The sequence below is a fragment of the Streptomyces smaragdinus genome (genome assembly GCF_009604385.1).
GTDB lineage: Bacteria > Actinomycetota > Actinomycetes > Streptomycetales > Streptomycetaceae > Streptomyces > Streptomyces smaragdinus.
This window is the reverse complement of sequence record NZ_WEGJ01000004.1, coordinates 23,967-35,790: the sequence shown is the minus strand read 5'-3', so window position 1 is coordinate 35,790 and position 11,824 is coordinate 23,967. Positions and strand designations below refer to the sequence as shown.

Here is an 11,824-nt window from a genome sequence, read left to right as displayed (position 1 = left end):
CGTGCCCGGGTCCCCGGGTGCGGCACATCGCGTTGTACGGGCCTTCGACCTGCGCCGATGCCCGCGAGCGGTTCCCGAGACGGACCATGCGGCGGCTTGAGGGGGCGTACCTAGCCTCGTCGCGGCAGACGCCGCCCCCCGCCTTCCAACCCCCGAGGCGATCCCCCTCCCGGGCGGCGTCTGCTCTCGACGCGAAAGGTCACCGCCATGACAGCCGAACAACTCCAGTCCCTCTTCCTCGCCCTCGCGGCCGTCCTCGTCCTCGCCCGGGTGCTGGGCACGGCCGCCCGGTGGATCGGCCAGCCGCCGGTGGTGGGCGAGATCACGGCGGGCATCCTGGTGGGCCCGACACTCCTGGACGGGGTGATCGCCGACCACCTCTTTCCCGGGGACATCCGGCCGATGCTGGGGGCACTGGCGAATCTCGGGCTGGTGTTCTTCATGTTCGTCATCGGCCACGAGCTGGACCTGAAGCTGCTGCGCGGCCACGAGAAGGTCGCCGCGAGCATCTCGCTCTGCTCGGTGGTGCTGCCCTTCGGCCTCGGCGCGCTGCTCGGGCTGTGGCTGGCCGGCCGGCACGCGCCCGGCAGCGAGCTGGGGTTCGTGCTCTTCCTGGGCTCCGCCATGTCCGTGACGGCCTTCCCCGTGCTCGCCCGGATCCTGGCCGACAGCGGGCTGCGGCCCACCCGGGTGGGCGGGGTGGCGCTGGCCAGCGCGGCCGTGGACGACATCGTCGCCTGGTCGCTGCTGGCGGTGGTGGCCGGGGTGGCGGGCGGCGGCGGACAGTGGCGGATGCTGCTGGCCCCCGTCTATTTGGCTGTCATGTACGCGGCTGTCCGCCCGCTGCTGGCCCGGCTGCTGCGTGACCGGGGCGACGGCCGCGGTATTGGCGCCGACCAGCTGATCGTGGTGCTCGGCGGGCTGATGCTCTCCTGCTGGGCGACCGAATGGCTCGGCCTGCACTTTATTTTCGGCGCCTTCCTGTTCGGCGTGGTGATGCCGCGTCAGATCTCCGAGCGTGCCCACCGCCAGATCACCGAGCGGGTGGAGTACCTGAGCCGGCTTCTCCTCCTCCCCGCCTTCTTCATCGTCGCGGGGATGAAGGTGGACCTGTCCGGCACCGGTCTGCGGGGGCTGGGCGAGCTGTCGCTCATCCTGCTGGTCGCCGTCACGGGCAAGTTCGCGGGCGCCTACGCGGGCGCGCGGGCCAACCGGGTGCCCCGGACGCAGAGCGGGGTGCTCGCGGTGCTGATGAACACCCGCGGGCTGACCGAAATCGTCATCCTCACGGTGGGGCTGCAACTGGCCGTCATCGACACCGGGATGTACTCGCTGATGGTGATCATGGCGCTGGTGACCACCGCCATGGCCGGCCCGCTGCTGTACGTACTGCGCCGGCGCGGCGGCGGCCTCGCGGCCCTCGGCGCGTTCGGCGAACCGGCGCCGCAGGTCGGGACGGCCGCGGCCGACGTGAAGCGGAGCGTCCCGGTCGGCCGCGGCCCCGGCCCGCGCTGACCGCCGGCGCCCACGGCCCCGACCAGCCCCGCGAGGCCCGCTCGACGCGGACTCCAGCCACCGCCGAGGAACCAGGACAAACATCCGGCCACCGCGAAGTACGCGAGACCGGAGGAGCACGATGTTCGAGCACCGGAGCAGAGGAAGACGCGGCGGCCGATGGACGGCTGCCGCGTCTCTTGCCGCGGTCGCGGCCCTGCTGAGCACGGGTCCGGCGACAGCCGTCGAGACCAAGCCCAAACCCCTGGACGCCGTGACGTACTACGTCGACTGCGCCCAGGGGAACGACTCGGCGGCCGGCACCAGCGCCGCCACCGCGTGGAAGACCCTGGCGAAGGCCAACACGCAGACCCTGGGGTACGGCGAGTCCCTGCTGATCAAGGGGGGCACGGCCTGTACCGGCATGCTGCAGCCGAGGGGCAGCGGCACCTCCAACTACCCGATCACCATCGGCTCGTACGGCAACGGAAAGGGGCGTATCGACGCGAACGGAGCGCTGGCCGCGGTCTATCTGGCCAACGTCCAGTACTACCGGGTCCACGACCTGGAACTCACCAACACCGCGGCCACCCCCGGCCAGCGCTTTGGGCTCTACGCCAAGCTGACCGACTACGGCACCGGCCACGGCTACCAGGTGAGCGGCCTGAACATCCACGACGTCGACGGAGAGGACGTCCGGTTCCCGAACCCCAACGGCGGCATCGTGTTCGAAGCGGCCGGGACGACCAAGGCGACCGGGTTCTCCCAGGTCAGCATCACCGGAAACGTCCTGCAGTCGGTCGACCGTACCGGGATCGCCGCCTTCTCCTCCTGGCAGCGGCGTGCCCAGGTCCCCGGGGGCACCGGCACCTACGTCCCGATCACCGGCCTGATGATCGGGCAGAACCAGCTGCGTGACATCGGCGGCGACGGCATCGTGGTCTTCAACGGCCAGGACGCCTGGGTCTACGAGAACCTGATCGACGGCTTCGGCATGCGGACGGCGGACTACACGCTGGGCATCCACGGCTGGAACTCCGACCGCACCCACATCGAGCGCAACGAGATCGCCCACGGCCGGCTGCCGTCCCTGGCGCTCGGCGTCGAAGGCGGATCCACCGACGCCTACGTCCGTTTCAACTACACCCACGACAACCCGTTCGGGATGCTCTACATCTGCGGCGCCAACTCGGCCGAGGAGGGCAGCACCACCTCGGGGGCGACGATCAGCTACAACGTCAGCCGCAACGACGGCGGCGAGGGCTTCGCCGTCGTCGTGACCACCTGCGTCAACATGTCGGGCATCGAGATCTACAACAACTCCGTCTACTCGCCGAACGCCCGCGCCTTCACCTACGCGTCCGGCACCACCGCGCTGCGGTACACCAACAACATCTTCTCCGGGAGCAGCAGCGGTTCGCTGGTGGACGACCCGTACAGCACCTACCGGTACAACCTCTTCCACCATGTGGCCGCCGGCGCGCCGACGGGGACGAACGCCGTACTGGCCGACCCCCGGTTCGTGAACCCGGCGCTCGACTCGGCCGACGGCATCAAGCTGGCCGACGGCTCGCCCGCGATCGGCGCCGGCGTCGAGGTGACCGGCGAGGGCCCGTACGACTACTGGGGGCAGCCCATGCCGCTGCCGCGCAACATCGGGGCCGACCTCTCGCCCTGACCCACGGACCGCACCGGGGTCCGGCCGGTGACGCAGGTACGACGCCGCCCGCGAACCGGGGTTCGCGGGCGGCCGTGTGCCGTGCGCGTTCACTCCCGGACGAACGACACCAGCGAGTCGTACGTCCACTCCAGCCGTCCGGCCCGCAGGTCCTCCGTCACCGAGCGCAGCCAGTTCAGCTCGGCCGTGGTGACGACCTTCAGATACTCCGTCTCGAGCATGGTCACCCGCGGCAGCCCGTGCCGCTCCTCCTCGGCGAGGCTCGCCCCGAGCTCCGCGACGGTCTCCTCCAGCGCCTTGACCCGCTGCCCCAGGACGCCCAGCAGCTCCTCGGGCGTGAGCATCAGCAGATGTGACAGGGCGGCCGGGAACTCCGGGAACTCCTGCTTGGGTTCGGCCAGCATCTGCGCCAGCCACTCGCGCGCCGTGGCCCGCCCCGCGTCCGTGACCTCGTACACCGTGCGCTCCGGGTACTGCTGGTCCCGGCCCGTCTCGCGGACCGCGATCAGCCCGGCCGCGAGCAGCCGGTCGATGGTGCGGTACAGGCTCGCCCGCTGCCCGACGTTGACGACCTGGTCCTTCCCCCACTGCTTGATCAGCCGCTGGATCCCGTACGGATGCAGCGGCTTGAAGTGCAGCAGGGCCAGCACGGTCAGGGCGAGGGGGGAGCTGCGCGTGGGTGTGCTCATGCACCGAATAATACCCTCACCGATACTAGTTGACGTGAGACTAGTTTCAGTGCAACTATATGAGTGTGAGGGCGGGACACGAGGTCCGGCCCGCCGCACCGGGAGGACCGGGACATGACGAACACCGACATCACCACCGAGCGGGTCCAGGCCGACGGCGCCGTCGTGCGGCACCTGGGCAACTGGACCACCGCCGGCCGCTTCGAGGTCCGCGCCCGCCGCGGGAACGTCGTGCTGGACCTGCGCTCCGCCGGCCTGCCGGCCGAGGTGAGCGTCGAGCTCGGCGTCTACCGCAGCACGGTCAAGCTGCTGGTCCCCGAGGGCGCCGAGATCGACCACTGGGACCTGGCCTGGGAGGGCAGCGGCCGGGTGAAGGACGCCGCCGGCCCGACCGGTGAGCCCGGTCTCCGGATCACGATCACCGGGACGGCCGCACGCAGCGAGGTCCGGATCAACCGCGGCGGCGTCGCGGCCCTGTCCGCGATGCTGACGCGCGAGTATCTGCGGGACCTGAAGCAGGCCCGCCGGGAGGGCCGTTACCCCACGATCGACGACCCCGCCCGCGACCCCCGGCCCGCGAAGGCCTGACGCCCCGTCCCGGGCCTCGCGGCTCGACTCCGGCTCGAGGCCCGGGACGGACAATGTGGAGCCCGTTCACATCGAGGACCGTGCAGCTGCGGCGTAGGGACGCGACATGGATCTGGGTCTGAAGGACAAGCGGGTACTGGTCACCGGCGCCACCCGGGGCATCGGCCGGGCGACGGCGCGCGTGTTCGCCGAGGAGCGGGCGCGCGTCGCGATCACCTACCACAGCTCGAAGGACGCGGCCGAGGAGCTGGTGGAGGAGTTCGGCGGCCCCACCCGCGCCCGCGCGCTGCAGTGCGACCTGGCCGACCCGGTGTCCATCGCCCAGGCGGTCCGCTCCGTCGAGGACTTCTGGGGCGGGGTGGACGTCGTGGTCGGCAACGCCCAGACCTGGGTGTGGGTCAACCCCGACGAGCTGCCGCCGTACCACGACATGCCGATGGGCCACTGGCTCGCGCGCTACCGGGAGAACGTCGAGGGCCATCTGTGGACGGTCCGCCAGGCGCTGGCCGGGATGCGCGAGCGCCGCTGGGGCCGGATCGTGCTGCTGTCCTCCATCACCGCGACCCACGGCAACCCCGGCTCGGAGCTGTACAGCGCCGCCAAGGGAGCCCTGCACGGCTTCGTCCGCGGTCTGATGTGGACCGGCGACGGTGTGCTGGCCAATGTGGTGGCGCCCGGCGGCACCGTGTCCGAGCAGCTGGAGGCCGTGGACCCGGACGTGCTGGCCGCGGCCGTGCGCAAGACTCCCAGCGGCCGGCTGACGACCGCCGAGGAGGTCGCGCGGCTGATCGTCTTCCTCGCCTCGGAGGCGAACGGGAACATCAACGGGCAGGTCATCCACACGGCCGGCGGGCTGTGATGCGGGCGGAGCTGAGGCGGATCGCGAAGCCGCTGGCCGAGGAGGTCCGTGAGCATCCCTTCTGGCGGGGCGTGCGTGACGGCTCGCTGCCCGCCGGGGCGCTGTGGTACTTCGCCTGCCAGGACGCCCGTTACGCCGTCCCGGCCTACGCCCGGGCGCTGGCCCGCGTCGCCGCGGCCGCGGAGCGCGACGAGGACGGCGCGCTGCTGGCCGGGGCCTCGGCCGCCACGTTCGAGGCGACGCTGCGGATGGACGGCGAACTCGGCGAGCTGGCGGGGGAGCTGGGCCGCACGGTGGAACCGGTGCCGGTCGGCCCGGTCACCCACGCCCACACCTCCTTCATGACGGCGGCCGCCACGGCGTCGTTCGCGGCCGGCCTCGGCGGGCTGCTCCCCATGACGTGGTTCCACCAGCAGGTCTCCCTCGACCTGCGCCAACGCACCAAGCCGGGTTCCCGGTACGAGAGATGGGTGCGCCGCTACATACCCGAGGACGGCTACCACGACTACGTGGCCGCCTATCTCGCCCTCGTCGACGTGTTCCTCGCGCGCTGCTCCGACCGGGAGGCCGAGGCGCTGACCGACAGCTTCCGGCTCGGCGCCGCGTACGAACTGGCCTTCGCCGAGTCGGCCCTGCGGCTCGCGGAGTGGACGGAGCACGCGGCCTGAGCGCCGCGCCCCGTCCCCGCACCACCGGCACACCACGAACCCCCACCGCAAGACACCTCTCACCCCCACCGAAGGAAAGTTGATCATGAGTACCGACACCCGAACCCGGACGTCCACGGCGGACCCCGGCGCCCCGGGCGGAGCGTTCTCCCGGCTGGCGGGATGGGCGCAGCGGCACCGTTGGGGCGCGCTCGTGCTGTGGATCGTGGCGCTCGTCGTCATCTCGGCGGCCGCCCAGGGCGCAGGCGACGCCTACCGCAACGATTTCTCCCTCCCCGGAACCGAGACCCAGGCCGCCACCGACGTACTGAAGGAACACGGTTCGCTCGAGGCCGGCGACACCGTCCAGATCGTGCTCTCCGACTCCGCCGGACTGGCCGGCGAACGGCAGCGCGTCGAGGGGCTTTTGGAGAAGGTCGGGAAGCTCCCGTCCGTCGCCCAGGTGCGCAGTCCGTACGAGGACACCGTCGCCGTCTCCGAGGACGGCACCGTCGGGTACGCCACGGTGACTCTGAAGGACAAGGCGGAGGCGATTCCGCCGGAGGACATCGAGAGGATCATCGACACCGCGCGGGCCGGGGCCGGTCAGGGCCTCCGGGTCGAGCTCGGGGGTGAGGCGATCCGGGCCGCGCAGGAAGAGGCGGGCGGCGGGGCCGAGTTCGTCGGCATGTTCGTGGCGCTCGTCCTGCTGGTGCTGCTCTTCGGCTCCCTCGTCGCGGCCGCGCTGCCGCTGATCACCACCATCTTCGCGGTCGGTGGCGCGACCGGACTGATCGCGCTGGCCTCGCACGTCGCCACGGTCGCCGACTTCACCCCGCCGATGATGACGCTGGTGGGACTCGGCGTCGGCGTCGACTACGCGCTGCTCGTGTTCTACCGGTTCCGCACCGAGCTGATCGACGGCGCCGATCCGGCCACGGCCGGACGGGTCGCCCTGGACGCGGCGGGCCGCACGGTGTTCTTCGCCGGCTGCACGGTGATCATCGGGCTGCTTGGCCTGGTCACGCTCGGCATCGGCTCCCTGCAGGGCGTGGCCCTGGCGGTGGCACTGACCGTACTGGCCACCATGGCGGCGGCGCTGGTGCTGCTGCCTGCGCTGCTGGCGCTGTTCGGCCGGCGGCTGCAGCGCACCGTGGAGAAGCGGTCCGCGAAGGCCCGGAGCAAGGGCCGCACCGAGGGCGCCGGCTGGCGCAGGCTCGCCTCCGGTGTCCAGCGGCGTCCGCTGGCGGCGCTGGCCGCGGCCCTGGTGGCGATGCTGGCGCTCTCGCTCCCGGCGCTGGACATGCGCCTGGGCTTCGCCGACGCCGCCTCCGACCCCGCCGGGTCGACCAGCCGCAAGGCCTACGACCTGCTGGCCGACGGCTTCGGCCCCGGCTTCAACGGGCCGCTGGTGATCGTCGCCGACGGCGGGAACAACGCCGGTCAGGCCCTGAGCTCCACCCTGGACGGCGCCGAGGGCGTGGCCGCGGCCACACCCCCGCTTCCCTCCGAGGACGGCAAGCTGGCCACGGTCATCGCCTACCCCGACTCCTCGCCGCAGGACGAGGACACCACCGCGCTGGTGCACCGGCTGCGCGACGACGTACTGCCGCCCGTGGAACGCGAGACGGGGGCCCGGTTCCTGGTCGGCGGCTCCACCGCGGCCGCGCAGGACTTCTCCGACACGGTCTCCGGACGGCTGCCGCTGTTCGTGCTGATCGTGGTCGGCCTGTCCACGCTGCTGCTGGTGGCGGTGTTCCGCTCGGTCCTCGTACCGCTGAAGGCGGCCGTGCTGAACCTGCTGTCCATCTCCGCGGCGCTCGGCGTCGTCACCCTGGTCTTCCAGAAGGGCTGGCTGGGCGTGGAGCCCGGCCCCGTGGAGGCGTTCAACCCCGTGATGATCTTCGCGATCGTCTTCGGGCTCTCCATGGACTACGAGGTCTTCCTCGTCACCCGGATCCGCGAGGAGTGGGAGCGGACCCACGACGCCGCGGTCGCGGTGCGCGAGGGACTCGCCCGGACCGGCCGGGTGATCACCGCGGCGGCCGCCGTGATGATCGTGGTCTTCGGCGGATTCGTGCTCAGCCCCGCCCGGATGATGCAGCAGTTCGGCCTCGGACTGGCGGTGGCCATCCTGCTGGACGCGCTGGTGATCCGCTGTCTGATGGTGCCGGCCGTGATGCAGCTGATGGGGCGTTCGGCCTGGTGGCTGCCCGCGCCGCTGGCCAAGGTGCTGCCGGAGGTCAAGGCGCACGGAGTCTGACGGTCACAGCGGACGGGCCCGCCCCTGCCGAGGGGCGGGCCCGTTCCCGTACGCTCAGAACGCCTTGGGCGGGGCCATCCCCGCGTCGATCGCGATGTCCGTCCCGGTGATGCTGCGGACCCGGCCGGAGGCCAGCAGCACGACCAGCGCCGCGATCTCCTCGGGCTCGATCATGGCGCCCGTGGCCAGGCCCGTCATCGCCGGGATCCGCGCCAGGAACTCCTCCGGGGTGATGCCCAGGTGCTCGGCGATCACCGGGTTCGTCCACACCCGGGTCTTCACCGGGCCGGGGGAGATGCTGTTGACCCGCACCCCGCGGGAGGTGAACTCGAGCGCGAGGGACTCCGTCACGCTGGCGAGGGCGGACTTCGCGGCCGCGTAGTGGGCGAGGGTGGGGTCGGCGTAATGGGCGTTCATCGAGCTGATGTTGATCACCGCGCCCCGCCGCTCGACCAGGCTGTCCAGGGCCGCCCGAGTGGTGCGTACGGTGGTGAGGACGTTCAGCTCGAAGGCCTCGCGCCACACCTCGTCCCCGATGTCGGCGAAGCCCTTCGCGAGCTTCACGCCGCCGCCCACGGTGTTGACGAGCACGTCCACCCCGCCCAGGGTCTCCCGTGCGTGACCGATCAGCTCCCGCGGGCCGCCGGGGGTCAGCAGATCGACCTCCAGGACGTGCGCGGTCGCCTCCTTGAGGTCGGCGGAGACCGTACGGGACCCGCCGAGGACGTCCGCGCCGGCCTCGGCGAGGGCCCGGACGCAGGCCAGGCCGATGCCGCTGCCGGCCCCGCTGACCACGGCCTTCTTTCCGGACAAGTCGAATCGCATCGCAAGCTCCTGTCCCGGCCGGGCCGCTCAGCCCGGTCCGCGGTTCTCGGTGAGGAATCCGCCGGTCACCCCGTCCGGCGGCCGCAGGGCCGTCTCGGCGACGAACCGGGCGGCGTCCTTCGGGGACCGCTGCATGTGCGGCATCATCCGGGTGCGTACCCGGCCGGGGTTCACGGCGTTGACCGTGACGCCCGAGCCCCGGGTGTGGTCCGCGACCAGCGTGGTGAGGTTGTTGAGGGCGCTCTTGGAGAGCGAGTAGCCGGGGGCCCCGGCGAACAGCCGGCCGCCGAACTCGGGGGTCGTACCGCTCGAGACGATCACGACGCTGCCCCGGCCCCGGCGCACCATCGGCGGGACGAACGCCTCGAGCACCCGCCAGGTGCCCACGACGTTCACCCGCAGCGTCTCCTCGACCGCGTCCGGGGGCGCCGACAGCGGATCGGTGCCGCCGTCCAGCAGCACGCCCGCGTTGCACACCAGCACGTCGACGTCCCCGGCCCGCTCTGCCGCCCGCCGGACGCCGGCGTCGTCGGTGACGTCCAGCTCCAGGGCGCGCGCCCCCGGGCCGATCTCCGCCGCCGCCGCGCGGGCGTCCGCCGCCCGCCGGGCGGTGACCACCACCGTCAGCCCGTGGGCGGCGAGTTCCGCGGCGACGGCGAGGCCGATGCCCCGGTTGGCTCCGGTGACCAGCGCGGTACGGGGGGCGTCGTGCTCCGTCATGGGATCCTGCCCGGGGGTCGAAGCGGAAGTCAGCGAAAGCGCAGCGGCAGGTACTTGTAGCCGTTCATGAAGTTCGTCGTCGGGCGCAGCGGCGTCCCGGCCGGTTCCAGCTCGGGCAGCACATCGATCACGCCCTCGAGGAAGAGCCGCAGCTCCATCGTCGCCAGGTTGTTGCCGATGCACACGTGCGGGCCGCCGCCGCCGAAGCTGACGTGCGGGTTGGGGCGGCGGGTGATGTCGAAGGCAGCGGGGTCGGCGAACACGTCCTCGTCGCGGTTGGCGGAGCTGTACCAGAGCACCACCCGTTCCCCGGCGGCGACCGGCTGCCCCGCGACCTCGGTGCCGGCGACGGCCCGGCGGGTGAAGTGCGTGACCGGGGTGACCCAGCGCAGCACCTCGTCGGCCGCCATCGGCACCAGGCTCCGGTCCGCCCGCAGCGCGCGCGCCTGGTCGGGGAACTCGAGGAAGGCGGGCACGCCGCCGGTGATGGCCGCGTACGTGGTCTCGCTGCCGGCGGTGACCAGGGTGGAGGCGAACAGCCCCACCTCGTCGGCGGTCAGCCGGTCGGGGAGGTTCAGCCGGGAGCCCGTCAGCCGCGCCTCCAGCAGCAGCGAGAAGCAGTCGTCGGCGGGGTGTGCGGCCCGGTGGCGGGCGAAGTCCAGCAGATACTCGTAGATCTTCTCGAAGTAGTTCTCGTTGTCGGCCGGCTGGGCGGGCGCGGCGCTCTCGTCGTACTCGGGGTCGCCCAGGTTCACCGTCTGCTTGCCCCAGCGCAGCAGCATCGGGCGGTCGGACTCCGGGATGTCCAGCAGCGCGAACAGGGCCTCGAAGGGCAGCCGCAGCGCGACCTCGTCGGCCAGGTCGAACTCGCCCTGCTCCCGGGCCCCGGCCAGCAGTTCGGCGATGATCTGCCGCAGCCGCGCCTCCAGGGCGGCCAGCCGCGCCGGGGTGAACGCCTTGAAGGTCAGCTTGCGCAGCCGCGTGTGGTCGGGGCTGTCGAGGAAGGTGATGATCGGCGGGCTCGGGTCGATCTTGCGTACGGAGGTCATGGTGGTGGGGCTGGACGACCACAGCTTCGTGTCCCGGGAGATCCCGCTCACCTCCCGGTGGCGCACCACGTGCCAGAACTTCTCGCCGTCGGTGTCGTGCCCCGGGGTGAGTCCGGGGGACTGCCGCAGCTCACGGAAGTAGGAGTGCGGTACCCCCCGGCGGAACACCGTGGGGTCCATCAGGTCGAGTTCCCGGGTGGCCATCGTCGTGCGTCCTCTCCTCGGCTGCGGTACTCCGGGCGGTGCGGTGCGGGGTCAGCCGGCCGTGAGGCAGCTCTCGGCGAACTCCCATTCGTGGCGGACCCCGAGCGTGAACTGGTCGACGAGCCGCCGGTGTTCGGCCGCCGATGCGCCTTCCGCGGCCCGGTCGGCGGTGTCGAGGAAGGCCTGTACGGCGTAGTGGTAGTCGTCGCCCGGGTGGTACGCCTCGATCCAGCGCGCGTAGTGCGAGCCCGGCTCCACGTGGTCGCGCAGATGGTCACTGACCGTGGCGTTGAACCAGACCATGGGCAGCAGCGCGCCCACCCCGGCGTGGAAGGAGGCGGCGGTCGCCGCCGTGAAGAACGAGGCGTGGGCCAGCACCGACGGATGTGCCGGTGTCCCCTCCCGCAGCGGGGGCAGCCCCAGGTCCGCGGCGAGCGCGGTGTAGGCGGCGCGCAGCCCGTCGCGGGCCTCCAGGGTGCCGACCACCGACTGCCCGTACAGGTGCACCTCGGGGAGGTCCGGCGCGGCGGCGGCGCAGCGGGCCAGCGCCCGGGCGTACGACGGCAGCAGATGGCCGGTGTCCTGCTCGACGAAGCGGCCCAGCGCCGCGGGATCGAGCGTGCCGGCGCGCAGCCCCTCCCAGAAGGGGTGTGCCAGCACCTTGCGCCGTACGGGCTCGCTCAGCTCGGCGAGTTCGTCGTGCAGCATCGGTCGGTCCCTCCCTGCGCGGCGGGGCCCGCGGTGCGCGGCGGGCCCGGTCCGGTGACCGTAACGGCGCCGTCTCGAGCCCCTCTGGGGCGGAACTCGA

11 protein-coding genes are annotated in these 11,824 nt (G+C 72.2%); 6 read left to right on the top strand and 5 right to left on the bottom strand.

Annotated elements, in window-relative coordinates:
- Positions 1–207: 207 nt before the first annotated feature.
- Both SRB5_RS08770 and SRB5_RS08765 read left to right on the top strand, forming a co-directional pair.
- Positions 208–1,515, top strand: a complete 1,308-nt coding sequence (locus SRB5_RS08770) for a cation:proton antiporter (RefSeq protein WP_153450932.1) — start codon at positions 208–210, stop codon at positions 1,513–1,515.
- A gap of 121 nt (positions 1,516–1,636) precedes the next feature.
- Positions 1,637–3,172 carry a right-handed parallel beta-helix repeat-containing protein gene (locus SRB5_RS08765; RefSeq protein WP_153450931.1) on the top strand — a complete coding sequence of 512 codons (1,536 nt, stop codon included), beginning with the start codon at positions 1,637–1,639 and terminating at the stop codon, positions 3,170–3,172.
- Positions 3,173–3,261: 89 nt separating this feature from the next.
- On the opposite strand, the gene SRB5_RS08760 is transcribed toward SRB5_RS08765, so the two are convergent.
- The gene (locus tag SRB5_RS08760) at positions 3,262–3,861 is read right to left on the bottom strand and encodes a PadR family transcriptional regulator (RefSeq protein WP_153450930.1); all 600 of its coding nucleotides are present in this window, start codon (positions 3,859–3,861) and stop codon (positions 3,262–3,264) included.
- A gap of 114 nt (positions 3,862–3,975) precedes the next feature.
- Here SRB5_RS08760 and SRB5_RS08755 point away from each other — a divergent pair, with 114 nt between their 5' ends.
- From SRB5_RS08755 to SRB5_RS08740, 4 genes are all read left to right on the top strand, one after another.
- Positions 3,976–4,449 (top strand): hypothetical protein, encoded by a 474-nt coding sequence (locus SRB5_RS08755; protein ID WP_153450929.1) that lies wholly within the window; start codon positions 3,976–3,978, stop codon positions 4,447–4,449.
- A gap of 106 nt (positions 4,450–4,555) precedes the next feature.
- Complete coding sequence (locus SRB5_RS08750) at positions 4,556–5,308, top strand: SDR family NAD(P)-dependent oxidoreductase (RefSeq protein ID WP_153450928.1); 753 nt, start codon at positions 4,556–4,558, stop codon at positions 5,306–5,308.
- Positions 5,308–5,976 carry a TenA family protein gene (locus SRB5_RS08745; RefSeq protein WP_153450927.1) on the top strand — a complete coding sequence of 223 codons (669 nt, stop codon included), beginning with the start codon at positions 5,308–5,310 and terminating at the stop codon, positions 5,974–5,976. Before SRB5_RS08750 ends, SRB5_RS08745 begins: the two co-directional genes overlap by 1 nt.
- A gap of 85 nt (positions 5,977–6,061) precedes the next feature.
- Positions 6,062–8,218 (top strand): MMPL family transporter, encoded by a 2,157-nt coding sequence (locus tag SRB5_RS08740; protein WP_153450926.1) that lies wholly within the window; start codon positions 6,062–6,064, stop codon positions 8,216–8,218.
- Positions 8,219–8,272: 54 nt separating this feature from the next.
- Here the strand turns inward: SRB5_RS08740 and SRB5_RS08735 are convergent, their stop codons facing one another.
- Genes SRB5_RS08735 through SRB5_RS08720 form a run of 4 tightly spaced genes read right to left on the bottom strand, consistent with a single transcriptional unit; the run spans position 8,273 to position 11,724 of the window.
- The gene (locus tag SRB5_RS08735) at positions 8,273–9,043 is read right to left on the bottom strand and encodes an SDR family NAD(P)-dependent oxidoreductase (protein WP_153450925.1); all 771 of its coding nucleotides are present in this window, start codon (positions 9,041–9,043) and stop codon (positions 8,273–8,275) included.
- A gap of 27 nt (positions 9,044–9,070) precedes the next feature.
- Positions 9,071–9,763 (bottom strand): SDR family NAD(P)-dependent oxidoreductase, encoded by a 693-nt coding sequence (locus SRB5_RS08730; protein ID WP_153450924.1) that lies wholly within the window; start codon positions 9,761–9,763, stop codon positions 9,071–9,073.
- 29 nt (positions 9,764–9,792) lie between these two features.
- Positions 9,793–11,016: a cytochrome P450 gene (locus SRB5_RS08725; RefSeq protein WP_153450923.1), complete on the bottom strand. Its 1,224-nt coding sequence runs from the start codon at positions 11,014–11,016 to the stop codon at positions 9,793–9,795.
- 51 nt (positions 11,017–11,067) lie between these two features.
- Positions 11,068–11,724, bottom strand: a complete 657-nt coding sequence (locus SRB5_RS08720) for a TenA family protein (protein WP_153450922.1) — start codon at positions 11,722–11,724, stop codon at positions 11,068–11,070.
- Positions 11,725–11,824: the final 100 nt, after the last annotated feature.